General features: G+C 56.3%; 27 protein-coding genes. 21 read left to right on the top strand and 6 right to left on the bottom strand.

Annotated elements, in window-relative coordinates; all coding sequences use genetic code 11:
• The first annotated feature begins 33 nt into the window (after nt 1-33).
• From eutN to eutR, 11 genes are all read left to right on the top strand, one after another.
• Nucleotides 34-321 carry an ethanolamine utilization microcompartment protein EutN gene (gene eutN, locus ACLJPQ_RS14475; RefSeq protein WP_001522340.1) on the top strand — a complete coding sequence of 96 codons (288 nt, stop codon included), beginning with the start codon at nt 34-36 and terminating at the stop codon, nt 319-321.
• A gap of 11 nt (nt 322-332) precedes the next feature.
• Nucleotides 333-1,736 (top strand): aldehyde dehydrogenase family protein, encoded by a 1,404-nt coding sequence (locus tag ACLJPQ_RS14470; RefSeq protein ID WP_001075640.1) that lies wholly within the window; start codon nt 333-335, stop codon nt 1,734-1,736.
• Between the two features lie 10 nt (nt 1,737-1,746).
• Nucleotides 1,747-2,586 carry an ethanolamine utilization protein EutJ gene (gene eutJ, locus ACLJPQ_RS14465; RefSeq protein ID WP_000929675.1) on the top strand — a complete coding sequence of 280 codons (840 nt, stop codon included), beginning with the start codon at nt 1,747-1,749 and terminating at the stop codon, nt 2,584-2,586.
• Nucleotides 2,576-3,763 carry an ethanolamine utilization ethanol dehydrogenase EutG gene (eutG, locus tag ACLJPQ_RS14460; RefSeq protein ID WP_080178564.1) on the top strand — a complete coding sequence of 396 codons (1,188 nt, stop codon included), beginning with the start codon at nt 2,576-2,578 and terminating at the stop codon, nt 3,761-3,763. Before eutJ ends, eutG begins: the two co-directional genes overlap by 11 nt.
• 119 nt (nt 3,764-3,882) lie before the next feature.
• Complete coding sequence (eutH, locus tag ACLJPQ_RS14455) at nt 3,883-5,109, top strand: ethanolamine utilization protein EutH (protein ID WP_000512359.1); 1,227 nt, start codon at nt 3,883-3,885, stop codon at nt 5,107-5,109.
• A complete protein-coding gene (gene eutA / locus ACLJPQ_RS14450) occupies nt 5,106-6,509 on the top strand; it encodes an ethanolamine ammonia-lyase reactivating factor EutA (RefSeq protein ID WP_001097527.1) in 1,404 nt (467 codons plus the stop codon). The genes eutH and eutA overlap by 4 nt, the downstream gene beginning before the upstream one ends.
• A gap of 11 nt (nt 6,510-6,520) precedes the next feature.
• Nucleotides 6,521-7,882 (top strand): ethanolamine ammonia-lyase subunit alpha, encoded by a 1,362-nt coding sequence (eutB, locus tag ACLJPQ_RS14445; protein ID WP_000769990.1) that lies wholly within the window; start codon nt 6,521-6,523, stop codon nt 7,880-7,882.
• 18 nt (nt 7,883-7,900) lie between these two features.
• Nucleotides 7,901-8,797 (top strand): ethanolamine ammonia-lyase subunit EutC, encoded by an 897-nt coding sequence (gene eutC, locus ACLJPQ_RS14440; protein ID WP_000372344.1) that lies wholly within the window; start codon nt 7,901-7,903, stop codon nt 8,795-8,797.
• Nucleotides 8,798-8,806: 9 nt separating this feature from the next.
• Entirely contained in the window at nt 8,807-9,466 is a 660-nt protein-coding gene (eutL, locus tag ACLJPQ_RS14435; RefSeq protein ID WP_001111056.1) for an ethanolamine utilization microcompartment protein EutL, read from the top strand.
• A gap of 12 nt (nt 9,467-9,478) precedes the next feature.
• The gene (gene eutK, locus ACLJPQ_RS14430; protein WP_000606266.1) at nt 9,479-9,973 is read left to right on the top strand and encodes an ethanolamine utilization microcompartment protein EutK; all 495 of its coding nucleotides are present in this window, start codon (nt 9,479-9,481) and stop codon (nt 9,971-9,973) included.
• Between the two features lie 47 nt (nt 9,974-10,020).
• A complete protein-coding gene (gene eutR, locus ACLJPQ_RS14425) occupies nt 10,021-11,073 on the top strand; it encodes an HTH-type transcriptional regulator EutR (protein WP_080184838.1) in 1,053 nt (350 codons plus the stop codon).
• A 197-nt stretch (nt 11,074-11,270) separates the two neighbouring features.
• On the opposite strand, the gene ACLJPQ_RS14420 is transcribed toward eutR, so the two are convergent.
• From ACLJPQ_RS14420 to amiA, 4 genes are all read right to left on the bottom strand, one after another.
• Nucleotides 11,271-12,548, bottom strand: a complete 1,278-nt coding sequence (locus ACLJPQ_RS14420) for a DUF1963 domain-containing protein (RefSeq protein WP_080184839.1) — start codon at nt 12,546-12,548, stop codon at nt 11,271-11,273.
• 128 nt (nt 12,549-12,676) lie between these two features.
• A complete protein-coding gene (locus ACLJPQ_RS14415) occupies nt 12,677-13,006 on the bottom strand; it encodes a hypothetical protein (RefSeq protein ID WP_001194342.1) in 330 nt (109 codons plus the stop codon).
• A 20-nt stretch (nt 13,007-13,026) separates the two neighbouring features.
• Nucleotides 13,027-13,926, bottom strand: a complete 900-nt coding sequence (gene hemF / locus ACLJPQ_RS14410; RefSeq protein WP_080184840.1) for an oxygen-dependent coproporphyrinogen oxidase — start codon at nt 13,924-13,926, stop codon at nt 13,027-13,029.
• A 2-nt stretch (nt 13,927-13,928) separates the two neighbouring features.
• Entirely contained in the window at nt 13,929-14,798 is an 870-nt protein-coding gene (gene amiA, locus ACLJPQ_RS14405) for an N-acetylmuramoyl-L-alanine amidase AmiA (protein WP_000102881.1), read from the bottom strand.
• 212 nt (nt 14,799-15,010) lie between these two features.
• Here amiA and ACLJPQ_RS14400 point away from each other — a divergent pair, with 212 nt between their 5' ends.
• The 10 genes from ACLJPQ_RS14400 to cysM all read left to right on the top strand — a co-directional run bounded on the left by ACLJPQ_RS14400 (nt 15,011) and on the right by cysM (nt 23,480).
• The gene (locus ACLJPQ_RS14400) at nt 15,011-15,436 is read left to right on the top strand and encodes a GNAT family acetyltransferase (RefSeq protein ID WP_000406008.1); all 426 of its coding nucleotides are present in this window, start codon (nt 15,011-15,013) and stop codon (nt 15,434-15,436) included.
• On the top strand, nt 15,423-15,872 hold the full coding sequence (locus ACLJPQ_RS14395) for a DUF2919 domain-containing protein (protein ID WP_000842940.1): 450 nt from the start codon (nt 15,423-15,425) through the stop codon (nt 15,870-15,872). Before ACLJPQ_RS14400 ends, ACLJPQ_RS14395 begins: the two co-directional genes overlap by 14 nt.
• A 61-nt stretch (nt 15,873-15,933) precedes the next feature.
• On the top strand, nt 15,934-16,509 hold the full coding sequence (locus ACLJPQ_RS14390) for an RpoE-regulated lipoprotein (RefSeq protein WP_064034515.1): 576 nt from the start codon (nt 15,934-15,936) through the stop codon (nt 16,507-16,509).
• A 94-nt stretch (nt 16,510-16,603) separates the two neighbouring features.
• Nucleotides 16,604-17,503 (top strand): Dyp-type peroxidase, encoded by a 900-nt coding sequence (locus ACLJPQ_RS14385; RefSeq protein ID WP_080184841.1) that lies wholly within the window; start codon nt 16,604-16,606, stop codon nt 17,501-17,503.
• A 237-nt stretch (nt 17,504-17,740) separates the two neighbouring features.
• Nucleotides 17,741-18,532 carry an SDR family oxidoreductase UcpA gene (gene ucpA, locus ACLJPQ_RS14380; protein ID WP_000517460.1) on the top strand — a complete coding sequence of 264 codons (792 nt, stop codon included), beginning with the start codon at nt 17,741-17,743 and terminating at the stop codon, nt 18,530-18,532.
• Between the two features lie 157 nt (nt 18,533-18,689).
• The gene (cysP, locus tag ACLJPQ_RS14375; protein ID WP_079898279.1) at nt 18,690-19,706 is read left to right on the top strand and encodes a thiosulfate/sulfate ABC transporter substrate-binding protein CysP; all 1,017 of its coding nucleotides are present in this window, start codon (nt 18,690-18,692) and stop codon (nt 19,704-19,706) included.
• Nucleotides 19,706-20,539, top strand: coding sequence for a sulfate/thiosulfate ABC transporter permease CysT (gene cysT / locus ACLJPQ_RS14370; protein ID WP_000881746.1), 834 nt, complete (start codon nt 19,706-19,708; stop codon nt 20,537-20,539). The genes cysP and cysT overlap by 1 nt, the downstream gene beginning before the upstream one ends.
• On the top strand, nt 20,539-21,414 hold the full coding sequence (gene cysW, locus ACLJPQ_RS14365) for a sulfate/thiosulfate ABC transporter permease CysW (protein ID WP_000852705.1): 876 nt from the start codon (nt 20,539-20,541) through the stop codon (nt 21,412-21,414). Before cysT ends, cysW begins: the two co-directional genes overlap by 1 nt.
• Complete coding sequence (cysA, locus tag ACLJPQ_RS14360) at nt 21,404-22,501, top strand: sulfate/thiosulfate ABC transporter ATP-binding protein CysA (RefSeq protein WP_000021076.1); 1,098 nt, start codon at nt 21,404-21,406, stop codon at nt 22,499-22,501. Before cysW ends, cysA begins: the two co-directional genes overlap by 11 nt.
• Nucleotides 22,502-22,568: 67 nt before the next feature.
• Complete coding sequence (cysM, locus tag ACLJPQ_RS14355) at nt 22,569-23,480, top strand: cysteine synthase CysM (protein WP_080184842.1); 912 nt, start codon at nt 22,569-22,571, stop codon at nt 23,478-23,480.
• Between the two features lie 32 nt (nt 23,481-23,512).
• Here cysM and ACLJPQ_RS14350 read toward each other — a convergent pair whose 3' ends face one another.
• Together ACLJPQ_RS14350 and ACLJPQ_RS14345 are read right to left on the bottom strand one after the other, a co-directional pair.
• Nucleotides 23,513-23,890 (bottom strand): YfeK family protein, encoded by a 378-nt coding sequence (locus tag ACLJPQ_RS14350; RefSeq protein WP_076934986.1) that lies wholly within the window; start codon nt 23,888-23,890, stop codon nt 23,513-23,515.
• A 58-nt stretch (nt 23,891-23,948) separates the two neighbouring features.
• Nucleotides 23,949-24,668, bottom strand: coding sequence for a GMP synthase (locus ACLJPQ_RS14345; RefSeq protein ID WP_001263752.1), 720 nt, complete (start codon nt 24,666-24,668; stop codon nt 23,949-23,951).
• Nucleotides 24,669-24,681: the final 13 nt, after the last annotated feature.

Here is a 24,681-nt window from a genome sequence, read left to right as displayed (position 1 = left end):
CTACGACCCAACGGGCAATCCATGGAGGCGGATATGAAACTGGCAGTCGTCACAGGACAAATCGTATGTACCGTCCGCCATCAGGGACTGGCGCATGACAAATTGCTGATGGTGGAAATGATCGATGCCCAGGGCAACCCCGACGGGCAGTGTGCCGTCGCTATCGACAGTATCGGGGCGGGAACCGGAGAGTGGGTACTGCTGGTCAGCGGCAGTTCCGCACGCCAGGCGCATCGCAGCGAATTATCACCGGTCGATCTGTGCGTCATTGGCATCGTCGATGAAGTGGTGGCTGGCGGGAAAGTGGTTTTCCATAAATAGGACTGAACATCATGAATCAACAGGATATTGAACAGGTGGTGAAAGCGGTACTGCTGAAAATGAAAGACAGCAGCCAGCCGGCCAGCACTGTTCATGAGATGGGCGTTTTTGCCTCCCTGGATGACGCAGTGGCGGCAGCAAAACGGGCCCAGCAGGGGCTGAAGAGCGTGGCGATGCGCCAGCTTGCCATTCATGCCATTCGCGAGGCGGGCGAAAAACACGCCCGAGAATTAGCGGAACTTGCCGTCAGCGAAACCGGCATGGGACGCGTTGACGATAAATTTGCTAAAAACGTGGCGCAGGCGCGCGGCACGCCGGGCGTCGAGTGTTTATCTCCGCAGGTGCTGACCGGCGATAACGGCCTGACATTGATTGAAAATGCGCCGTGGGGCGTGGTGGCCTCGGTCACGCCGTCCACCAATCCGGCGGCGACGGTGATTAATAACGCCATCAGCCTGATTGCCGCAGGCAACAGCGTCGTGTTTGCCCCGCATCCGGCGGCGAAAAAGGTCTCTCAGCGGGCAATCACCCTCCTCAATCAGGCGGTGGTCGCCGCCGGTGGCCCGGAAAATTTGCTGGTCACCGTGGCGAACCCGGATATCGAAACCGCCCAGCGGTTGTTCAAATATCCCGGTATTGGCCTGCTGGTGGTGACCGGCGGCGAAGCGGTGGTGGACGCGGCGCGCAAACATACTAATAAACGCCTGATCGCCGCCGGTGCCGGTAATCCCCCGGTGGTGGTGGATGAGACCGCCGACCTGCCGCGCGCTGCACAATCCATCGTCAAAGGCGCGTCGTTTGATAACAACATCATCTGCGCCGACGAAAAAGTGCTGATTGTGGTGGATAGCGTCGCCGACGAGCTGATGCGTCTAATGGAAGGTCAACACGCGGTGAAACTGACCGCCGCTCAGGCCGAACAGCTCCAGCCGGTGCTGCTGAAGAATATTGATGAGCGCGGCAAAGGCACCGTCAGCCGTGACTGGGTCGGTCGTGACGCGGGCAAGATTGCCGCAGCCATCGGCCTGAACGTCCCGGATCAAACGCGCCTGCTATTTGTGGAAACGCCAGCTAACCATCCGTTTGCCGTCACTGAAATGATGATGCCGGTACTGCCGGTGGTGCGGGTCGCCAACGTCGAAGAAGCCATCGCCCTGGCGGTTCAGCTTGAAGGCGGTTGCCACCATACGGCGGCGATGCACTCGCGCAATATCGACAACATGAACCAGATGGCGAACGCCATCGACACCAGCATTTTCGTCAAAAACGGGCCGTGCATTGCCGGGCTTGGATTGGGCGGAGAAGGCTGGACCACCATGACTATCACCACGCCAACCGGCGAAGGCGTGACCAGCGCGCGTACCTTTGTGCGGCTGCGTCGATGCGTGCTGGTGGATGCGTTTCGCATTGTATAAGGGATGACTCATGGCGCACGACGAACAACTCTGGCTCACCCCAAGACTGCAAAAAGCGGCGGCCCTGTGTAACCAGACGCCCGCCGCCAGCGATACACCGCTGTGGCTGGGCGTCGATTTGGGCACCTGCGACGTGGTGTCGATGGTGGTCGACGGCAACGCCCAGCCGGTGGCGGTGTGCCTTGATTGGGCCGACGTTGTGCGTGACGGCATCGTCTGGGATTTCTTCGGCGCCGTCACCCTCGTGCGCCGCCATCTCGACACCCTTGAACAGCAGCTCGGCTGCCGCTTTACCCACGCGGCGACCTCGTTCCCGCCGGGCACCGACCCGCGTATTTCGATCAACGTGCTGGAGTCTGCTGGGTTAGAAGTCAGCCACGTACTGGATGAACCGACGGCGGTGGCGGATCTGCTGGCGCTTGATAATGCAGGCGTGGTGGATATTGGCGGCGGCACTACCGGCATTGCCATCGTCAAACAGGGCAAGGTGACTTACTCCGCCGATGAAGCCACTGGCGGGCACCATATCTCCCTGACGCTGGCGGGCAACCGCCGTATTCCCCTGGAAGAGGCGGAACAGTACAAGCGCAGCAATGCGCAGGAGATTTGGCCGGTAGTGAAGCCGGTGTACGAAAAGATGGCGGAAATCGTTGCTCGCCACATTGAAGGGCAAGGAATTGCTGATTTATGGCTGGCGGGCGGCTCCTGTATGCAGCCGGGCGTGGAGGCGTTATTTCGCCAGCGTTTCCCGGAGTTACAGGTGCATTTGCCGCAGCACAGCCTGTTTATGACCCCGCTGGCGATAGCCAACAGCGGGAGAGCGAAAGCGGAGGGACTCTATGCAAGCTGAACTACAGACGGCGCTGTTTCAGGCATTCGACACCCTGAATCTGCAACGGGTGAAAACGTTCAGCGTACCGCCGGTCACGCTGTGCGGACTTGGGGCGCTCGGCGCCTGCGGCCAGGAAGCGCAAGCGCGAGGCGTAAGCCATTTGTTTGTGATGGTCGACAGCTTTCTGCATCAGGCGGGAATGACCGCGCCGCTGGCACGCAGCCTGGCGATGAAAGGCGTGGCGATGACGGTCTGGCCGTGTCCGCCAGGCGAGCCGTGCATCACCGATGTCTGCGCGGCGGTGGCGCAACTGCGTGAGGCGGCGTGCGACGGCGTAGTGGCCTTTGGCGGCGGTTCGGTGCTGGACGCGGCGAAAGCGGTCGCCCTGCTGGTGACTAACCCTGACCAGACGCTGAGCGCCATGACCGAGCGCAGTACATTACGCCCGCGTCTGCCGCTGATTGCGGTGCCGACCACCGCCGGAACCGGTTCAGAAACCACCAACGTGACGGTGATTATCGACGCGGTCAGCGGGCGCAAGCAGGTGCTGGCACACGCGTCACTAATGCCGGACGTGGCGATTCTTGATGCTGCCGTGACCGAAGGCGTTCCGCCAAACGTGACGGCAATGACCGGTATCGATGCGTTGACGCATGCGATTGAGGCCTACAGCGCGCTCAACGCCACGCCGTTTACCGACAGCCTGGCGATTGGCGCGATAGCGATGATTGGCAAATCGCTGCCGAAAGCCGTGGGTTACGGCCACGATCTGGCGGCGCGTGAAAATATGTTACTGGCCTCCTGTATGGCGGGAATGGCCTTTTCCAGCGCCGGTTTGGGGCTGTGTCATGCGATGGCGCACCAGCCAGGAGCGGCGCTGCATATTCCGCACGGCCAGGCCAACGCCATGCTGCTGCCAACAGTCATGAGCTTTAACCGGATGGTTTGCCGCGAGCGCTTCAGTCAAATCGGTCGGGCGTTAACCAATAAGAAATCGGACGATCGCGATGCGATTGCGGCGGTGAGCGAGCTGATTGCCGAAGTGGGGCAGAGCAAACGGCTGGCTGACGCTGGCGCCAAACCCGAACACTACAGCGCATGGGCGCAAGCCGCGCTGGAGGATATTTGTCTGCGCAGTAACCCACGCACCGCCACACAGGCACAGATTATCGACCTGTACGCGGCTGCCGGGTAATGCCTGTAGGCCGGATAAGGTGCTCGCACCGCCATCCGGCAATAACACGGCGTTAATGCCGGAGGCGACGTAAACGTCTTATCCGGCCTACAAATCATAAATGGCAGGGAGTAAGGGCTATGGGAATTAACGAAATCATCATGTACATCATGATGTTCTTTATGCTGATTGCCGCCGTGGACAGAATCCTGTCACAGTTCGGCGGGTCGGCGCGCTTTCTCGGTAAATTCGGCAAGAGTATCGAGGGGTCTGGCGGCCAGTTTGAAGAGGGCTTTATGGCGATGGGCGCGTTGGGACTGGCGATGGTCGGTATGACCGCGCTGGCGCCGGTGCTGGCGCATGTACTGGGGCCGGTTATTATCCCGGTATACGAAATGCTGGGCGCGAACCCATCCATGTTCGCGGGTACGCTGCTGGCCTGTGATATGGGCGGGTTCTTCCTCGCCAAAGAGCTGGCCGGCGGTGATGTCGCGGCGTGGCTATACTCAGGATTAATACTTGGGTCGATGATGGGGCCGACCATTGTGTTCTCCATTCCGGTGGCGCTCGGCATTATCGAACCGTCTGACCGCCGCTACCTGGCGCTTGGCGTACTGGCGGGTATCGTCACCATTCCCATTGGCTGCATTGCGGGGGGATTGATCGCCATGTACTCAGGCGTGCAGATCAATGGTCAGCCAGTGGAGTTTACCTTCGCGCTGATCCTGATGAACATGATCCCGGTATTGATCGTCGCGGTGCTGGTAGCGCTGGGGCTGAAGTTCATCCCAGAAAAAATGATCAACGGTTTCCAGATTTTCGCCAAATTTCTGGTGGCGCTGATCACCATCGGTCTGGCGGCTGCGGTGGTTAAATTCCTGTTGGGTTGGGAGTTGATTCCGGGGCTCGACCCGATCTTTATGGCGCCAGGCGACAAACCCGGCGAAGTGATGCGCGCCATTGAAGTGATCGGCTCTATCTCCTGCGTGCTGCTCGGCGCGTATCCGATGGTGCTGTTACTGACCCGCTGGTTTGAAAAACCGTTGATGAATGTCGGTAAACTGCTGAACGTAAATAATATTGCGGCGGCAGGCATGGTAGCGACCCTGGCGAACAATATCCCCATGTTCGGCATGATGAAGCAGATGGATACCCGCGGCAAAGTGATTAACTGCGCATTTGCCGTCTCTGCGGCGTTCGCGCTGGGCGACCATTTAGGCTTCGCCGCTGCCAACATGAACGCCATGATCTTCCCGATGATTGTCGGCAAGCTGATCGGCGGCGTGACGGCGATTGGCGTGGCGATGATGCTGGTGCCGAAAGATGACGCCGCCCAGGTGAAAACCGAAGCGGAGGCGCAATCGTGAACACTCGCCAGCTACTGAGCGTCGGTATCGATATCGGCACCACCACCACGCAGGTGATCTTCTCGCGCCTGGAGTTGGTTAACCGTGCGGCGGTGTCGCAGGTGCCGCGCTACGAATTCATCAAACGCGACATTAGCTGGCAAAGCCCGGTCTTCTTTACGCCCGTGGATAAGCAGGGCGGTCTGAAAGAGGCCGAACTTAAAGCGCTGATTCTGGCCCAGTATCAGGCCGCAGGCATCGCGCCTGAATCGGTGGACTCAGGGGCTATCATTATCACCGGCGAAAGCGCCAAAACCCGCAACGCCCGTCCGGCGGTCATGACGCTCTCGCAGTCGCTGGGCGACTTTGTGGTCGCCAGCGCCGGGCCGCATCTGGAATCAGTCATTGCCGGTCACGGCGCCGGAGCGCAAAGCTTGTCTGAGCAGCGGATGTGCCGGGTGCTGAATATTGATATCGGCGGCGGCACGTCTAACTACGCGCTGTTTGACGCGGGAAAAGTCAGCGGCACCGCCTGCCTTAACGTCGGTGGACGCCTGCTGGAAACCGACGCTCAGGGGCGCGTGGTTTATGCCCATCAGCCGGGGCAGATGATTATCGATGAGGTGTTCGGTTCGGGTACTGATGCTCGCGCCTTAGCTGCCGCACAGTTGGGGCAGGTGGCGCGGCGGATGGCGGATCTCATCGTCGAGGTTATCACCGGCGCGCTCTCGCCGCTGGCGCAATCGCTGATGCAAACCGGGCTGCTGCCCGCCAATATTACGCCGGAGGTGATCACCCTTTCCGGTGGGGTAGGTGAATGCTACCGCAACCAACCTGCCGATCCGTTCTGCTTTTCTGATATCGGGCCGCTGCTGGCGACCGCGCTGCATGAGCACCCGCGTCTGCGCGAGATGAACGTGCAGTTTCCGGCGCAAACCGTACGCGCCACGGTCATTGGCGCGGGGGCCCATACGCTCTCGCTTTCCGGCAGTACTATCTGGCTGGAAGACGTCCAACTGCCGCTGCGCAACCTGCCGGTGGCGATCCCGCAGGATGACGCCGATCTGGTGAACGCCTGGCGGCAGGCGCTTCTCCAGCTTGATCTCGACCCGCAAACCGACGCTTACGTGCTGGCGCTTCCCGCCACGCTTCCGGTGCGTTACGCCGCATTACTCACGGTCATCAACGCGCTGACGGCTTTTGTCGCGCGTTATCCCAATCCACATCCCCTGCTGGTGGTGGCCGAGCAGGATTTTGGTAAAGCGCTGGGTATGTTATTGCGCCCACAGTTACCGCAACTTCCGCTGGCGGTCATCGATGAGGTGGTCGTGCGGGCGGGAGACTATATCGACATTGGTACGCCTCTTTTTGGCGGATCGGTTGTGCCGGTGACGGTGAAATCACTCGCATTTCCTTCCTGAGGGAACGACTTATGAAACTAAAGACCACATTGTTCGGCAATGTTTATCAGTTTAAGGATGTAAAAGAGGTACTGGCCAAAGCCAACGAACTGCGTTCGGGGGATGTGCTGGCCGGGGTTGCCGCGGCAAGTTCGCAGGAGCGCGTAGCGGCAAAACAGGTACTGTCGGAAATGACGGTGGCGGATATCCGCAACAATCCGGTGATTGCCTATGAAGAGGACTGCGTGACGCGCCTGATTCAGGACGACGTCAACGAAACGGCCTATAACCGGATTAAAAACTGGAGCATCAGCGAACTGCGCGAATACGTACTGAGCGATGAAACCTCCGTGGATGACATCGCGTTTACCCGCAAAGGCCTGACCTCCGAAGTGGTGGCGGCAGTAGCGAAAATCTGCTCCAACGCTGACCTGATCTACGGCGGCAAGAAAATGCCGGTGATCAAAAAAGCCAATACCACCATCGGTATTCCGGGCACCTTTAGCTGCCGTTTGCAGCCGAACGATACCCGTGACGATGTACAGAGTATCGCCGCGCAAATCTACGAAGGGCTTTCTTTCGGCGCAGGCGATGCGGTGATCGGCGTTAACCCGGTGACCGATGACGTGGAGAACCTGACCCGCGTGCTCGACACCGTTTACGGCGTTATCGATAAATTCAATATTCCGACCCAGGGCTGCGTGCTGGCGCACGTCACCACCCAGATCGAAGCGATTCGTCGCGGCGCGCCGGGCGGACTGATTTTCCAAAGCATTTGCGGCAGCGAGAAGGGCTTAAAAGAGTTCGGTGTGGAACTGGCGATGCTCGACGAAGCGCGGGCTGTGGGGGCGGAGTTCAACCGCATCGCCGGGGAAAACTGCCTGTACTTTGAAACCGGGCAAGGGTCTGCGCTCTCTGCTGGCGCGAACTTTGGTGCCGACCAGGTGACGATGGAAGCGCGTAACTACGGGCTGGCTCGCCACTACGATCCGTTCCTGGTGAACACCGTGGTGGGCTTTATCGGGCCGGAGTATCTCTACAACGACAGGCAGATTATCCGCGCCGGTCTCGAAGATCACTTTATGGGCAAGCTGAGCGGCATCTCGATGGGCTGCGACTGCTGCTATACCAACCATGCCGACGCCGACCAGAACCTTAACGAAAACCTGATGATTCTGCTCGCCACTGCCGGCTGTAACTACATCATGGGGATGCCGCTCGGCGACGACATCATGCTCAACTACCAGACCACCGCTTTCCACGATACCGCCACCGTCCGTCAGTTGCTGAATTTACGGCCATCGCCGGAGTTTGAACGCTGGCTGGAAACGATGGGCATTATGGCAAACGGTCGTCTGACCAAACGGGCGGGCGATCCGTCACTGTTCTTCTGATGACGCGGGGATAACACCATGGATCAAAAACAGATTGAAGAAATTGTACGTAGCGTGATGGCGTCAATGGGACAGGACGTACCGCAGCCCGTCGCGCCGTCAACGCAGGCAGGCGCAAAGCCGCAGTGCGCCGCGCCGACGGTGACCGAAAGCTGCGCGCTGGATTTAGGTTCCGCAGAGGCAAAAGCCTGGATTGGCGTCGAGAATCCGCATCGTGCGGACGTGCTGACCGAACTGCGTCGCAGTACCGCGGCACGCGTCTGTACGGGGCGCGCTGGCCCACGTCCACGTACCCAGGCGCTGCTGCGCTTCCTGGCGGATCACTCCCGTTCGAAAGACACCGTGCTCAAAGAAGTGCCGGAAGAGTGGGTAAAAGCGCAAGGGCTGCTGGAAGTGCGTTCGGAGATCAGCGACAAAAACCTGTACCTGACGCGCCCGGATATGGGGCGTCGCCTGAGCCCGGAAGCCATTGACGCGCTGAAGTCGCAGTGCGTGATGAACCCGGATGTGCAGGTAGTGGTCTCCGATGGCCTCTCTACGGATGCGATCACCGCCAACTATGAAGAGATCCTGCCGCCGCTGCTTGCCGGTCTGAAGCAGGCCGGGCTGAACGTCGGCACGCCGTTCTTTGTGCGCTATGGCCGCGTGAAGATTGAAGATCAGATTGGCGAAATTCTCGGCGCGAAGGTCGTCATCCTGCTGGTGGGCGAACGTCCGGGGCTGGGGCAGTCGGAAAGCCTCTCCTGCTACGCGGTCTATTCCCCGCGCGTGGCGACCACCGTCGAGGCCGACAGAACCTGTATTTCAAACATTCATCAGGGGGGGACGCCGCCAGTAGAAGCTGCCGCCGTGATTGTGGATTTGGCCAAACGGATGCTGGAGCAGAAAGCGTCCGGCATCAACATGACCCGTTAAGGAGACATCATGCCTGCATTAGATTTGATTCGACCTTCAGTGACTGCCATGCGCGTGATTGCCTCCGTGAATGACGGCTTTGCGCGGGAACTTAAATTACCGCCACATATACGTAGTCTCGGACTCATCACGGCAGATTCTGATGATGTGACCTATATTGCCGCTGACGAAGCGACCAAACAGGCGATGGTGGAAGTGGTCTATGGCCGCTCCCTCTATGCCGGGGCGGCTCACGGGCCGTCGCCTACCGCCGGTGAGGTGTTGATTATGCTGGGCGGACCGAACCCGGCGGAAGTGCGCGCCGGTCTGGATGCAATGGTCGCCAGCATTGAAAACGGCGCGGCGTTCCAGTGGGCGAACGATGCGGAAAATACCGCGTTCCTGGCGCATGTGGTTTCGCGTACCGGCTCGTACCTCTCGTCTACCGCAGGTATCGCGCTGGGCGATCCGATGGCCTATCTGGTGGCGCCGCCGCTGGAAGCGACATTCGGCATTGACGCGGCGATGAAATCCGCTGACGTTCAACTGGTGACTTACGTGCCGCCGCCGTCGGAAACCAACTATTCGGCCGCGTTCTTAACGGGAAGCCAGGCCGCGTGTAAAGCCGCCTGCAACGCCTTTACCGACGCCGTGCTGGATATCGCCCGTAACCCTGTCCAGCGTGCGTAACGGAGGCTGCCAATGATCAATGCCCTGGGATTACTGGAAGTGGACGGAATGGTCGCCGCCGTCGATGCGGCGGATGCCATGCTGAAAGCGGCCAACGTGCGTTTGCTCAGTCATCAAGTGCTCGACCCTGGCAGGTTAACGCTGGTGGTGGAGGGCGATCTGGCGGCGTGTCGTGCGGCGCTGGATGCCGGAAGCGCCGCCGCGCAGCGCACAGGCCGTGTGATTAGCCGCAAAGAAATTGGTCGTCCGGAAGAGGACACCCAGTGGCTGATTGGCGGGTTTGCGCGTGCGACAACGCCGACTGAGAAAGCGCCCCAGGTACCCGCAACGCCTGAGTTCGCTGAAGCGTTACTGGCGCTGCTGGCATCAGTACGCCAGGGAATGACGGCGGGAGAGGTGGCCGCGCATTTTGGCTGGCCGCTGGAGCAGGCCAGAAACGTGCTGGAACAACTCTTTTCTGACGGAGCGTTGCGTAAACGCAGTAGTCGCTATCGCATCAAAAATTAATCTGTCGGAGGGCCGGGCGTCCTGGCGGGCGTCCGGCATAGAAGATCATGAAAAAGACCCGTACAGCGAATTTGCACCATCTTTATCATGAAGCGTTACCCGAAGACGTTAAACTTACGCCCAAAGTCGAGGTGGACAATGTTCATCAGCGACGGACGACGGATGTCTATGAACATGCTCTGACTATCACCGCCTGGCAGCAGATCTACGATCAGTTACACCCGGGTAAATTTCATGGCGAGTTCACGGAAATCCTGCTTGATGAGATTCAGGTGTTCCGTGAATACACCGGCCTGGCGCTGCGTCAGTCGTGTCTGGTTTGGCCAAACTCTTTCTGGTTTGGTATTCCGGCGACGCGCGGCGAACAGGGATTTATCGGCGCGCAGGGGCTCGGCAGCGCCGAGATTGCCACCCGACCGGGAGGCACCGAGTTTGAACTGAGCACGCCGGATGATTACACCATTCTGGGCGTCGTTATCTCGGAAGATGTTATTTCCCGTCAGGCCACGTTTTTGCATAACCCGGAAAGGGTGCTGCATATGCTGCGTAACCAGCTAGCGCTGGAGGTAAAAGAGCAGCATAAAGCGGCGCTGTGGGGCTTTGTGCAGCAGGCGCTGGCCACCTTCAGCGAGAGTCCTGAAACCCTGCATCAACCTGCGGTGCGTAAGGTCTTGAGTGATAATTTATTGCTGGCGATGGGCACGATGCTGGAAGAGGCGAAGCCGATTCATAGCGCTGAGAGCATCAGCCATCAGGGATATCGTAGGCTACTGTCGCGGGCGCGGGAATATGTGCTGGAAAATATGTCGGAGCCGCTGACGGTGCTCGACTTATGTAACCAGCTACACGTAAGCCGTCGCACGCTGCAAAATGCGTTTCACGCCATTTTGGGCATTGGCCCCAATGCGTGGCTGAAACGTATTCGCTTAAACGCAGTACGCCGGGAGTTGATTAGCCCGTGGTCGCAGAGCGCCACGGTCAAAGATGCTGCGATGCAGTGGGGATTCTGGCATCTGGGGCAATTTGCCACCGATTATCAGCAATTATTTGCCGAAAAACCGTCGTTGACGCTGCATCAACGGATGCGGCAGTGGGCTTGATATTGATGGGTAGGCTCTCCGGTTGCTGATAACGTGCGCGTGTCGGGAATTGCCCGGTGGCGGCTGGCGCCTTACCGGGCCTACGGATTCGCTGCTGTCTGTGGTTGGTAGCCCGGACAAGGCGCGCCAGCGCCGCCTCCGGGGAACCGCGCGCAACGTGCAAAACAGTTTTGTCATCAGGTCATGAGGATGAGCGTTTATGTTTGCTGATAAGACGTTGCCGTTGTTTGGCAGGAGGGGCAGATAAAACCGTAAAGCATTCCTTCCGCATATTCCTCTTCCTCGACATCTTCATAGCTTAGCTGCGCAAGAAACATCATCGTTTGCGCACACGTTGGGCACGTGGGATAGTCTGCATCCTGAACCCATGCGGGATGGCCGCCGAGCTGTGAGAAGGTGGTGGGTAAAAATATTTCAGCAGCGAATAGCGGCAAACGGGATTCCCCGGGGTGCAGAACATCAAGCGGTAGCGTTATCCAGTCAGAGGAATTCTCCACCGCCAGCGTCGAGAGCGCATTTTTTTCGCACCATCGCGGCTGGCCTTGTGGATCGACGGTGGCGAAAACGGTGTTATATGCCGTACAACACTGACAGGTCAGAATACGAATTTGACCGGGCCAACCCTGCGTGCTGAGGCCGACGGCGCTCGGCGCAACCTCAAACAGATTGATTAGCGGCAGGGAACAGTGTGGGCAGTTTTCACCATATTCTGCGACGGCGCGAAAAACGGCCGGCTGTTCAGGTGCCTGTTTTACCAGATGGGTACATTGCGGAAAGTAAAGATCGCGCCTGCGGCCATTTTCAGTGAGCTCCCATCCCGCCTGGTGAGCATAGCGATGAGGGAGGATATGAAGTGAAGCACTCCACGCAGGTGGTTCCTGGCGCCAGCGGTTAAAATGCTCAACGACAACCTCATCGCCAATCCAGGCCAGGGCGCAAAGAATGCCGTCACGGTTTTCGTCATCGGTTTCCACCTTCTGCAAAAGCGCGTCGCGTACGTCAGGTGGCGCACGGTGAAAAGGTAGGGGTGAAGAGAGCTCCAGTTCTTCTTCATTTATTACCTGGCGCAGGAAATTATCCAGATTGGCCTGGGTAAATGCCGCCAGGCACAGCGCAATTTCCTGAGCTTCCTCCTGCCATCCGGAATCAAATAATTCTTCTGCATAATCGACCATGTCGCGGCTTTCATCATCGGAGAGCTTTTTGTAAAGCTCATCGGTCGGAATGGGGCAGGGAATCCACTCGATTAACGGATCGTGTTCCCGGGGTTCATGAACGAGTTTAAGCATTTCAACAGGGTTGGTAATGCCACTGAACGCGTCGATCGTTTTTCTGTTTTTCCGGATATATTCTTCCTGCTCTTGCCGATAGCGCGCCTGGACGCAGGGCATGCAATAGCCCTCCGTGCGGGCAGCCGTTGCTGGCAGGATGAAATGTGAGCATTGCGGGTTTTTACAAGGAATACGCTCGTCCATGCGGTAGTGCTCCACTGCAAATTCTACGAGTGTTTACTGTACTGTTTTACTAATGATAACGGCAGCGGGCGGTTATCCGAATTCTTTATCTACAATGAACTCGTTTATTTCTACGAGCCTGCTTTTACTCAACGACCAACCGGATAGGCGATAAACAAACCGGCTATCGTCAAAATACATGCCAGTATGCATAGCAAGATACAGTTAACGCTTTTACGCGGAATATGAATAATAAAGCAGAGTAATGCTATCAGGGCCATGACCACAGGGATGGTCACCATATTGATAACCAGAAGCACGATCAGACCGAAGCTCACCCCTCCGCTATGAGGGATGAATATTCTTTCTTCAAAATATATTTCTAGCGTAATGGCAAGCAGGCAGCCAATAAAACTTATACCCAGATGGGGATGCCATTTGGCGTCACTGGTTACTACTTTCCGCGTATTTGTTTGCATTGTTTTACTTTATAAATAAGTTAAATCCAGTCGCGTACCTGAATAAACTCGCTCAGCGCCGCTTCCGGGCTACCCGCTTCTGGCTGCCAGTCGTACTCCCAGCGCACCAGCGGCGGCATCGACATCAGGATAGATTCAGTGCGCCCGCCGGTTTGCAGACCAAACAGGGTGCCTCTGTCCCATACCAGATTGAACTCCACGTAGCGACCGCGGCGATAAAGTTGAAAAGTACGCTCCCGCTCTCCCCAGACCATCGCTTTGCGTCGTTCGACAATCGGTAAATACGCCTCGGTGTAGCCGTTACCGACCGCCTGCATAAAAGCAAAACAGTGGTCGAAATCCGGCGTATTCAAATCGTCAAAAAACAGGCCGCCGATACCGCGTTGCTCGTTACGATGCTTGAGGAAAAAGTAGTCATCGCACCACTTTTTATAGCGCGGATACACATCGTCGCCAAACGGCTGGCACAGGTCGCGGGCGGTGCGGTGCCAGTGAACGGCATCCTCTTCAAAGCCGTAGTAGGGCGTTAAATCGAACCCGCCGCCAAACCACCACACCGGATCGGCGCCCGGTTTTTCGGCAATAAAAAAGCGCACGTTAGCATGGCTGGTGGGAATATACGGATTGTGCGGATGCACCACCAGCGATACGCCCATCGCTTCGAAGCTACGCCCGGCGAGTTCTGGCCGATGCGCGGTGGCGGACGCGGGCATTGCATCGCCGTGAACGTGAGAGAAATTAACGCCCGCCTGTTCGAAAATCCCGCCGTTGCGTAATACCCGGCTGCGTCCGCCGCCGCCCGCTTCGCGTCGCCAGCTATCTTCGACAAAGTTTGCGCCATCCACAGCGGATAACGTTTGGCAAATATCATCCTGCAGGCGTAGCAGAAACTGTTTTACGTGATGTGCATCGGGTTTCATGATTACCGTTTCTTCGTGTGTGCTTTCTGGTTATCAAACCAGTGAAAATAACTGATGATGCCGTTGGCGATCGCCGTAGCGATTTTCTGGCGAAACGCCGTCGTGCCCAGCAGGCGTTCTTCTTCCGGATTGGTAATAAACGAGGTTTCGACCAGTACCGACGGAATTGACGGTGATTTTAGCACCACGAAAGCCGCTTGTTCGGTAGTGCGGCTGTGTAATTTATGTATAGGTTTGATTTTCTTGAGAATATGCGAACCCAGCGTCAGACTGTTTTTAATCGTATCGGTTTGCACCAGATCAAACAAAACTTGTTGTAATAGATGATCCCGGTCAGTGGCTTTTTTACCCGCCACTTCGTCCGCGCGGTTTTCACGCTCGGAGAGATACTTCGCCATGGCGCTACTGGCCCCGCGGTTGGAAAGCGCAAAAACGGAAGCGCCCGCCGCTTTCGGGTTGGTAAAACCATCGGCATGAATGGACATAAACAGATCCGCGCCGTGCTTATGGGCGATTTCCACCCGATCGTACAGCGGAATAAAGGTATCCCCTGTCCGGGTTAAACGCGCATCGATTCCGTGATTTCGCAAAATAGCGCGTACGTTTTTGGCAATTGCCAGTACGACGTGTTTTTCCTGAGAACCGTTGCGGCCAATCGCGCCGGTATCGATGCCGCCGTGTCCGGGGTCGAGCATCACCAGCCGTTTACTGCCGGTTTTTTTGGTTTTGGGTTTGCTGTGACCATTACTGGTTTTTAGCGTTTCTTCTTTGGCTACTGCGTGCGACATACCTGACAGCGTCAGGGCCGCCAGACCTGTTTTGAGTACCTGGCGGCGCGATGTGAGAGTTTTTAGGAGTTTAAAAGTGCTCATACGGCCTGAGTTGTGAAAATTAAGTTCAAGATGTTATATCGTATCGCGTAATCCGTTACGACGGTTGGTGATGAGAATTGTTTTACTTTTCATTTCAATACGTGACACATCGCCATTATGCCATTTTTTCCGCTACATCGCGTCAGATATTGGCTGAATCAGATGTTTGCGCCATAATCTTGGTTTTTCCACCCGAAAAGGCAACGAATACCATGGAAATACGCGTTTTTCGCCAGGAAGATTTCGAAGAGGTGATTACCCTCTGGGAGCGTTGCGACCTGCTGCGTCCATGGAACGATCCTGAAATGGATATTGAACGCAAGGTGAATCACGATGTCAGCTTGTTCCTCGTTGCGGAAGTTAGCGGCGAAGTCGTCGGTACGGTAATGGGCGGTTATGACGGGCATCGCGGCTCGGCGTATTACCTGGGCGTTCACCCGGAGTTCCGCGGGCGCGGCATTGCGAATGCGTTGCTTAACCGGCTGGAAAAAAAACTCATCGCCCGCGGGTGTCCGAAAATCCAAATTATGGTGCGCGATGATAACGACGTTGTGCTGGGCATGTATGAACGTCTGGGGTATGAGCATTCTGACGCCCTAAGTTTGGGTAAACGCCTGATTGAAGATGAAGAGTACTGAGTTTCATCCAGCCGATTATGATGTACACGGACGTTTACGCCTGCCGTTTCTGTTCTGGTGCGTACTGCTACTTCAGGCGCGCGCCTGGGTACTCTTTGTCATTGCCGGTTCATCCCGTGGACAGGGTAATACTTTGTTAAACTTTTTTTATCCCGACCATGACAATTTTTGGCTGGGGCTGTTGCCCGGCGTTCCGGCGGTAGTGGCATTTTTACTCAGCGGGCGGCGTGAAGCGGTTCCTGGTGTGTGGCGCTGGCTGCGCGGACTCCTGATCCTTGCTCAACTGGTGTCGTTGTGCTGGCTGCCGGTGATGTGGCTGGGTGGCGACCCGGTCAACGGCGTCGGGCTGGCGCTGCTGCTGGCGGACATCGTCGCGCTGATCTGGCTGTTAACCAATCAACGTTTGCGTGCCTGTTTTTCCCTTGAGAAAGAATAACGGCACTTTTTGGCGAACCCGCACTCCAACCAACGTTAATTAATAAAAGAAAGGAAGTGAGATGAAATCGCTGCGTTTGACTTTACTCGCACTGCCGCTGGCGCTGACCGGCTGCTCGACGCTCTCCTCGGTCAACTGGTCTGCCGCAAATCCGTGGAACTGGTTTGGTTCCTCGACAGAAGTCACTGAGCAAGGCGTGGGAGCGCTGACCGCCGCCACGCCGCTGGAAGAGCCGGCTATTGCAGAGGCATTAGATGGCGATTATCGCCTGCGTAGCGGTATGAAAACCGATAACGGCAACGTGGTGCGCTTTTTCGAAGCGATGAAGGGCGACAATGTCGCGATGGTGATCAACGGCGAGCAGGGAACCGTGAGCCGTATTGATGTGCTGAACAGCGATATCCCAACCGCCGCGGGGGGCAAAATCGGTACGCCGTTTAGCGACCTTTACAGCAAAGCTTTTGGTCACTGCGAGCCGGTTTCCAGCGATAGCCATACCAGCGTCGAATGTAAAGCCGAGGGAAGTCAGCATATTAGCTATGTTTTCTCCGGCGAGTGGAGCGGACCGGAAGGCTTAATGCCTCCTGATGACGTCTTAAAAAACTGGGACGTGCGCAAAATTATCTGGCGTCGTTAATTTGCGCCTGAACAAACCGCTTCGCTTAAAAACAAGGTAAAATAGCCTCCATTAATGCCACGACTGCGTGGCATTCTCATTTTCAGGAGGAATCATGTTTCAGGTTCAAAGTGGCATTTTGCCGGAACATTGCCGTGCGGCAATTTGGATTGAAGCCAATGTGAAAGGCGACCTGGACGCCCTGCGCGCGGCCAGCAGAACATTTGCCGATAAACTGGCGACCTTCGAAGTCAAATTTCCGGACGCCCATCTTGGGGCCGTTGTGGCGTTTGGCAACAACACCTGGCGCGCCCTGAGCGGCGGCGTCGGGGCGGAAGAACTGAAAGATTTTATTCCTTATGGTAAAGGACTGGCGCCAGCCACGCAGTATGACGTGCTGATCCATATCCTTTCCCTGCGCCACGATGTGAATTTTTCTGTTGCTCAGGCGGCGATGGAAGCCTTCGGCGACTGTATCGACGTGAAAGAAGAAGTTCACGGCTTCCGTTGGGTGGAAGAACGCGATCTGAGCGGCTTTGTCGACGGGACAGAGAACCCGGCGGGCGAAGAGACGCGCCGTGAAGTGGCGGTGATCAAAGATGGCGTGGATGCCGGCGGCAGTTATGTGTTCGTGCAGCGTTGGGAACACAATCTCAAGCAACTTAACCGGATGAGTATTCACGATCAGGAGATGATGATCGGGCGTACCAAAGAAGCCAATGAAGAGATTGACGGCGATGCGCGTCCGGCAACGTCTCACCTGAGCCGCGTCGATCTCAAAGAAGATGGCAAAGGGCTGAAGATTGTGCGCCAGAGCCTGCCATACGGCACCGCCAGCGGTACTCATGGTCTCTATTTCTGCGCTTACTGCGCACGTCTGCACAATATCGAACAGCAGCTTCTGAGTATGTTCGGCGATACCGACGGTAAACGCGACGCAATGCTGCGCTTCACCAAGCCGGTGACTGGCGGCTACTATTTTGCGCCGTCGCTGGATCGCCTGTTAGCGCTATAAGGTAAAACCCTGTTGGATGGCAGCGCAAACGCTTTATTCGACCTACGATTGGTAGGCCTGATAAGCGCAGCGCCATCAGGCAGAACAGCATAAAAATGCCCATCCCCGCCTCCGCGGGGATTTTTTTACCTAATATTTACCTGAATTAGTGAGCTATTCCTCAGCACTTATTTGTTATTACTGTATTTTCAGTGTTAATGGAGTGTAAGACTCCATATTCAAAAGGAGACATTGAAAATGGGTAAACTCACGGGCAAGACAGCATTGATTACGGGCGCATCGCAGGGCATTGGCGAAGGGATCGCTCGCGTATTCGCACGCCACGGCGCGAACTTAATCTTGCTGGATATCTCCGATGAGATTGAAAAGCTGGCGGATGAGCTGGGCGGGCGCGGACATCGCTGTACTGCCGTTAAGGCTGACGTCAGAGATTTTGCTTCGGTGCAGGCGGCGGTTGCGCGCGCCAAAGAGACTGAAGGTAGAATTGATATTTTGGTGAATAACGCTGGCGTGTGCCGTCTGGGCAACTTCCTCGATATGAGTGAAGAAGATCGCGATTTCCACATTGATATTAATATTAAAGGTGTCTGGAACGTCACCAAAGCCGTCCTGCCGGAGATGATCAAACGTAAAGATGGCCGCATTGTGATGATGTCTTCCGTTACGGGAGATATGGTGGCGGACCCGGGTGAAACGGCCTATGCGCTGTCAAAAGCCGCCATTGTCGGTTTAACCAAATCGCTGGCGGTAGAATATGCGCAGTCTGGTATTCGCGTGAATGCCATTTGCCCCGGTTATGTAAGAACGCCGATGGCGGAAAGCATTGCCCGTCAGTCTAACCCTGACGATCCGGAATCGGTATTAACGGAAATGGCAAAAGCCATTCCGCTACGCCGCCTTGCCGATCCGCTGGAAGTAGGGGAACTGGCGGCATTTCTGGCTTCCGATGAGTCCAGCTATCTTACCGGAACGCAAAACGTCATTGATGGCGGCAGTACCCTGCCTGAAAGCGTAAGCGTAGGCGTCTGATTGATGCCGGTCTCCTCCCCGCGCCGCGTGGGGAGGGATTCTCTTATTCCCTTTTCAACTTTCAAATCATCAAACGGTATATAAAACCGTTACTCCTTTAGCGCTGGTTATAAATATGATGACCATAAGAAAGTCATTAAATTTATAAGGGTGCGCAATGGCCGTTAACTTACTGAAAAAGAGACCCCTGACGCTGGCAGCAATGCTGTTACTGGCAGGGCAGGCGCAGGCAACGGAGCTGCTGAACAGCTCATACGATGTCTCCCGCGAGCTGTTTGCCGCCCTTAACCCGCCGTTTGAGCAACAATGGGCGAAGGATAACGGCGGCGATAAGCTGACGATTAAGCAGTCTCATGCCGGGTCATCAAAACAGGCGCTGGCGATTTTGCAGGGTCTGAAGGCAGACGTCGTGACCTACAATCAGGTGACCGACGTACAGATTCTTCATGATAAAGGCAAACTGATCCCTGCCGACTGGCAAAGCCGTCTGCCGAACAACAGTTCGCCATTCTATTCCACTATGGGCTTCCTGGTGCGCAAGGGGAACCCGAAAAATATTCACGACTGGAGCGATCTTGTACGTTCAGACGTGAAGCTGATTTTCCCTAACCCGAAAACCTCCGGCAACGCCCGTTACACGTATCTGGCGGCATGGGGCGCGGCGGATAACGCTGACGGCGGCGATAAAGCCAAAACCGAACAGTTTATGACCCAGTTCCTGAAAAACGTCGAAGTGTTTGATACCGGCGGTCGCGGCGCTACGACTACGTTTGCCGAGCGTGGTCTGGGCGATGTGTTGATTAGTTTTGAATCGGAAGTGAACAACATCCGCAAACAATATGAAGCCCAGGGATTTGAAGTGGTGATCCCGAAAACGAACATTCTTGCTGAATTCCCGGTTGCCTGGGTGGATAAAAACGTGCAGGCCAACGGCACAGAAAAAGCCGCCAAAGCTTACCTGAACTGGCTGTATAGCCCGCAGGCGCAGACCATCATTACCAATTACTACTACCGCGTGAATAACCCGGAAATCATGGGCAAGCAAGCAGATAAATTCCCGCAAACCGAACTGTTCCGCGTGGAAGACAAGTTTGGCACGTGGCCTGAGGTGATGAAAACGCACTTTGCCAGCGGCGGCGAGCTGGACAAACTGTTGGCGGCGGGGCGTAAGTAATGCTTGCCGTTTCTTCCCGACGCGTGCTGCCCGGCTTTACGTTAAGCCTCGGCACCAGTTTGCTGTTTGTCTGCCTGATCCTGCTGTTGCCGTTGAGCGCGCTGGTGATGCAGCTCTCACAGATGAGCTGGTCGCAATACTGGGATGTCGTGACCAACCCACAGGTGGTGGCTGCTTATAAAGTGACGCTGCTGGCGGCATTTGTGGCGTCGATTTTTAATGGCGTGTTTGGCCTGCTGATGGCGTGGATTTTAACCCGCTACCGTTTTCCAGGGCGCACGTTACTGGATGCGCTGATGGATCTGCCATTTGCGCTGCCGACAGCGGTGGCGGGGTTAACGCTGGCCTCGCTGTTCTCAGTGAACGGTTTCTACGGTCAGTTTCTTGCGCAGTTTGATATCAAAGTGACCTATACCTGGCTCGGTATTGCGGTGGCGATGGCCTTTACCAGCATTCCATTTGTGGTGCGCACCGTCCAGCCGGTACTGGAAGAGCTGGGGCCGGAATATGAAGAAGCGGCACAAACGCTGGGGGCCACCCGGCTGCAAAGTTTTCGCAAAGTCGTGCTGCCTGAGCTGTCGCCTGCGCTGATTGCCGGCGTGGCGCTCTCTTTTACCCGTAGCCTGGGCGAGTTTGGCGCGGTGATTTTTATCGCCGGAAATATCGCCTGGAAAACAGAAGTGACCTCGCTGATGATTTTTGTGCGTTTGCAGGAGTTTGATTACCCAGCTGCCAGCGCCATTGCCTCGGTGATCCTTGCGGCATCACTGCTGCTGCTGTTCTCAATTAACACTCTGCAAAGTCGCTTTGGTCGACGTGTGGTAGGTCATTAATGGCGGAAGTGACTCAATTGAAGCGATACGACGTCCCCCGTATTAACTGGGGAAAATGGTTTTTGATTGGCGTCGGGATGCTCGTTTCGGCCTTTATCCTGCTGGTGCCGATGATTTACATCTTCGTGCAGGCGTTCAGCAAAGGGTTAATGCCGGTACTGCAAAATCTGGCCGATCCGGACATGCTGCACGCCATCTGGCTGACGGTGTTGATTGCCTTGATCGCAGTGCCGGTGAATCTGGTGTTCGGTATTCTGCTGGCGTGGCTGGTGACGCGCTTTAACTTCCCCGGACGTCAGCTACTGCTGACCCTGCTGGATATTCCCTTTGCCGTCTCACCGGTGGTGGCCGGTCTGGTTTATCTGTTGTTTTATGGTTCCAACGGCCCGTTGGGCGGCTGGCTGGATGAGCATAATTTGCAAATGATGTTCTCCTGGCCGGGGATGGTACTGGTCACTATTTTTGTCACCTGCCCGTTTGTGGTGCGCGAACTGGTGCCAGTGATGCTCAGCCAGGGCAGCCAGGAAGATGAGGCGGCGATTTTACTGGGCGCATCCGGCTGGCAAATGTTTCGCCGCGTGACGTTGCCGAATATTCGCTGGGCGCTACTCTACGGCGTGGTATTAACCAACGCCCGCGCGATTGGCGAGTTTGGCGCGGTGTCGGTGGTGTCCGGCTCGATTCGCGGCGAAACGTTATCGCTACCGTTACAGATTGAATTACTGGAGCAGGACTACAACACCGTCGGCTCCTTTACCGCCGCCGCATTGTTGACGCTAATGGCGATTATTACCCTGTTTTTGAAGAGCATGTTGCAATGGCGTCTGGAGAATCAGGAAAAACGCGCGCAACAGGAGGAAAATCATGAGCATTGAGATCGCCAGAATTAAGAAATCCTTTGGTCGCACTCAGGTACTGAATGATATCTCGCTGGATATTCCTTCCGGCCAGATGGTTGCCTTGTTGGGGCCGTCAGGTTCCGGCAAAACGACGCTGCTGCGCATTATTGCCGGGTTGGAGCATCAGTCCAGCGGTCATATTCGTTTCCACGGTACGGACGTTAGCCGCCTGCACGCGCGTGAGCGTAAAGTCGGTTTTGTGTTTCAGCACTATGCGCTGTTTCGCCATATGACGGTGTTTGACAACATCGCTTTTGGCCTGACGGTGCTGCCGCGACGCGACCGCCCAACTGCGGCGGCGATTAAAACGAAAGTGACGCAATTGCTGGAGATGGTGCAACTGGCGCACCTCGCGGATCGCTTCCCCGCCCAGCTTTCCGGCGGACAAAAACAGCGCGTGGCGCTGGCGCGCGCGCTTGCCGTGGAACCGCAAATTCTACTGCTGGATGAACCCTTTGGCGCGCTGGATGCCCAGGTACGTAAAGAGTTACGTCGCTGGTTGCGCCAGCTACATGAAGAACTGAAATTCACCAGCGTCTTTGTCACCCACGATCAGGAAGAGGCGACGGAAGTGGCGGATCGGGTAGTGGTGATGAGTCAGGGCAATATCGAACAGGCTGATGCGCCGGATCGGGTGTGGCGTGAACCGGCAACCCGCTTCGTACTGGAGTTTATGGGCGAGGTGAACCGCCTGACAGGCACCGTCCGCGGCGGGCAGTTTCACGTTGGCGCGCATCGCTGGCCGCTGGGTTATACGCCCGCGTACCAGGGGCCGGTCGATCTGTTCCTGCGTCCGTGGGAGGTGGATATTAGCCGCCGCACCAGCCTGGATTCTCCGCTACCAGTACAGGTCATTGAGGCCAGCCCGAAAGGTCACTATACACAGCTAGTGGTGCAGCCGCTGGGGTGGTATCACGATCCGCTGACGGTGGTGATGGCGGGTGAGGATGTTCCGGTTCGCGGCGAGCGTTTGTTTGTTGGACTGCAAAAAGCGCGTCTGTATAACGGCGACCAGCGTATTGAAACGCGTGAAGAGGAACTTGCTCTGGCGCAATCGGCCTGATAGGTTAATTTGTATAGTTATCGCCCGGTGGCGCTACGCATACCGGGCTTTTTTACGAGCTGAAAACGTGAATACATTAGAACAAACCATCGGCAATACGCCGCTGGTCAAATTACAACGGCTGGGGCCGGATAACGGCAGTGAAATCTGGGTCAAGCTGGAAGGCAATAATCCGGCAGGATCGGTGAAAGATCGCGCGGCGCTATCGATGATTGTCGAGGCGGAAAAGCGCGGGGAAATTAAACCGGGCGATGTCCTGATTGAAGCGACCAGCGGCAACACTGGCATTGCGCTGGCGATGATTGCCGCGCTGAAAGGTTATCGCATGAAGCTGTTGATGCCGGACAACATGAGTCAGGAGCGTCGGGCGGCAATGCGGGCCTATGGCGCGGAACTGATTCTGGTCACTAAAGAGCAGGGAATGGAAGGGGCGCGCGATTTAGCGCTCGCTATGTCTGAACGAGGCGAGGGCAAACTGCTCGATCAGTTTAATAATCCTGATAATCCCTACGCCCACTACACCACCACCGGCCCGGAAATCTGGCGGCAAACGTCAGGTCGCATCACCCATTTTGTCTCCAGCATGGGCACGACCGGCACCATTACCGGCGTGTCGCGTTTTCTGCGCGAGCAGGAAAAGCCGGTCACTATCGTTGGCCTGCAGCCGGAAGAGGGCAGCAGTATTCCGGGCATTCGCCGCTGGCCTGCGGAATACATGCCAGGCATTTTTAACGCCTCGCTGGTAGATGAGGTGCTGGATATTCATCAGAATGATGCCGAAAACACCATGCGTGAACTGGCCGTTCGTGAAGGCATTTTCTGCGGCGTCAGCTCTGGCGGCGCGGTAGCGGGCGCGTTACGCGTCGCACAAGCCACGCCCGGCGCGGTAGTGGTGGCGATTATCTGCGATCGCGGCGATCGTTACTTGTCTACCGGCGTGTTTGGTGAAGAGCATTTCAGCCAGGGGGCAGGGATTTAAACGAGGTGCCATCGTCGTATGGCACCCGTGTGTTATAGCGTTTTATCCGTTTCCGCAATAAGCGCATGTAAATAAGGCTGTGCATTTTCATCCGCTTTACCGGGAATTTTAACGATATAGGGCTTTCCGGTGATGGACGACGACGACGCGACTTTATCGATAAACTGTTCGGCGGTGTCGATACGATTGCGCGTGTTACCCAGTTTTAAGCGCAGGTGCGATACGGCTTCCTCGCAGTTATGCGCATCACCGTTACGAACGAATGTCAGATCCTTTTTCTGCGCCAGCGCATTCAGCATGGCGTTAATGCGCGCTTCTTCATGGGCGTTTAGCTTCGCCCAGGCGGGTAGGGTCAGCAGGAGCGCAACGACGGCGCAGACAATTTTCTTCATGGTAAAATCCTTTTTCATGCGATAATCACTGCACCTCAGACCGTTAGCCGGGTAATAAGTTGCACTCCTGGTGTGGTTATTTCTGTGAGTGCGCCAGCGTGAGTTCATCCAGAAAACGCCACAGCTTTTCATTCATTTGCTGGTAATCCCATGCGCGCATCTCGGCAACCGAGCGGATAAAACGCTTCCCTTGCGCGTCAGCCAGCTCCTGCTGCGAATGTTGGATTAATCCTTCAACCGCCTCGACGGTAAATTCCATATGACACTGGAAGCCGTAGACAAAATTGCCGTACTGCACTATCTGACGTGGACAGCCTTCGCTTTCGGCCAGCACGGTCGCCTGATCGGTGAGTCCTGGCATATCGTTGTGCCAGTGGCCGACGGTTAACGGGGAGCCAAAATGGGCGATAAGCGGATGCCGCAGACCGGCTTCAGTGAGCGTAATAGGGTAGTGGCCAATCTCTTTTTCCGGACTTTGGCACACAGCGGCGCCCAGCGCCTCGCCAATGAGCTGCGAACCAAGACAAATGCCGATAACCATTCGCCGGGCCGTAATCGCCTGATTAATTAAGTGCTGTTCGGCGCGAGAGTCAAAGTACGGGCACTCTTCGCGGGTGGTGCGCGGCGACTGCGGACCGCCAAATACCACGAGCATATCGAACTCATCGGCATTGGGCGGTAGCGCTTCTCCGGCATAGACGCGCGACCATGAAATGGTATAACCGCGATCTTCAGCCCATTTCAGATAAGCGCCAGCGGATTCAAACGACTCATGGACAACAAAGTGAACTCGCACGTTATTTTCTCCT

The organism is Salmonella sp. SAL04213 (assembly GCF_046550535.1).
GTDB lineage: Bacteria > Pseudomonadota > Gammaproteobacteria > Enterobacterales > Enterobacteriaceae > Salmonella > Salmonella enterica.
This window is presented reverse-complemented; position numbering and strand designations above follow the sequence as displayed.

Coding starts and splice junctions, on each gene's coding strand:
- cysT (WP_000881746.1), top strand. CDS start 19,706: ATGCTTGCCGTTTCTTCCCGACGCGTGCTGCCCGGCTTTACGTTAAGC.
- eutC (WP_000372344.1), top strand. CDS start 7,901: ATGGATCAAAAACAGATTGAAGAAATTGTACGTAGCGTGATGGCGTCA.
- eutB (WP_000769990.1), top strand. CDS start 6,521: ATGAAACTAAAGACCACATTGTTCGGCAATGTTTATCAGTTTAAGGAT.
- ucpA (WP_000517460.1), top strand. CDS start 17,741: ATGGGTAAACTCACGGGCAAGACAGCATTGATTACGGGCGCATCGCAG.
- hemF (WP_080184840.1), bottom strand. CDS start 13,926: ATGAAACCCGATGCACATCACGTAAAACAGTTTCTGCTACGCCTGCAG.
- amiA (WP_000102881.1), bottom strand. CDS start 14,798: ATGAGCACTTTTAAACTCCTAAAAACTCTCACATCGCGCCGCCAGGTA.
- cysP (WP_079898279.1), top strand. CDS start 18,690: ATGGCCGTTAACTTACTGAAAAAGAGACCCCTGACGCTGGCAGCAATG.
- ACLJPQ_RS14350 (WP_076934986.1), bottom strand. CDS start 23,890: ATGAAAAAGGATTTTACCATGAAGAAAATTGTCTGCGCCGTCGTTGCG.
- cysA (WP_000021076.1), top strand. CDS start 21,404: ATGAGCATTGAGATCGCCAGAATTAAGAAATCCTTTGGTCGCACTCAG.
- eutH (WP_000512359.1), top strand. CDS start 3,883: ATGGGAATTAACGAAATCATCATGTACATCATGATGTTCTTTATGCTG.
- ACLJPQ_RS14470 (WP_001075640.1), top strand. CDS start 333: ATGAATCAACAGGATATTGAACAGGTGGTGAAAGCGGTACTGCTGAAA.
- eutN (WP_001522340.1), top strand. CDS start 34: ATGAAACTGGCAGTCGTCACAGGACAAATCGTATGTACCGTCCGCCAT.
- cysW (WP_000852705.1), top strand. CDS start 20,539: ATGGCGGAAGTGACTCAATTGAAGCGATACGACGTCCCCCGTATTAAC.
- eutJ (WP_000929675.1), top strand. CDS start 1,747: ATGGCGCACGACGAACAACTCTGGCTCACCCCAAGACTGCAAAAAGCG.
- ACLJPQ_RS14385 (WP_080184841.1), top strand. CDS start 16,604: ATGTTTCAGGTTCAAAGTGGCATTTTGCCGGAACATTGCCGTGCGGCA.
- ACLJPQ_RS14420 (WP_080184839.1), bottom strand. CDS start 12,548: ATGGACGAGCGTATTCCTTGTAAAAACCCGCAATGCTCACATTTCATC.
- eutL (WP_001111056.1), top strand. CDS start 8,807: ATGCCTGCATTAGATTTGATTCGACCTTCAGTGACTGCCATGCGCGTG.
- ACLJPQ_RS14390 (WP_064034515.1), top strand. CDS start 15,934: ATGAAATCGCTGCGTTTGACTTTACTCGCACTGCCGCTGGCGCTGACC.
- eutK (WP_000606266.1), top strand. CDS start 9,479: ATGATCAATGCCCTGGGATTACTGGAAGTGGACGGAATGGTCGCCGCC.
- eutR (WP_080184838.1), top strand. CDS start 10,021: ATGAAAAAGACCCGTACAGCGAATTTGCACCATCTTTATCATGAAGCG.
- ACLJPQ_RS14415 (WP_001194342.1), bottom strand. CDS start 13,006: ATGCAAACAAATACGCGGAAAGTAGTAACCAGTGACGCCAAATGGCAT.
- ACLJPQ_RS14400 (WP_000406008.1), top strand. CDS start 15,011: ATGGAAATACGCGTTTTTCGCCAGGAAGATTTCGAAGAGGTGATTACC.
- eutG (WP_080178564.1), top strand. CDS start 2,576: ATGCAAGCTGAACTACAGACGGCGCTGTTTCAGGCATTCGACACCCTG.
- ACLJPQ_RS14395 (WP_000842940.1), top strand. CDS start 15,423: ATGAAGAGTACTGAGTTTCATCCAGCCGATTATGATGTACACGGACGT.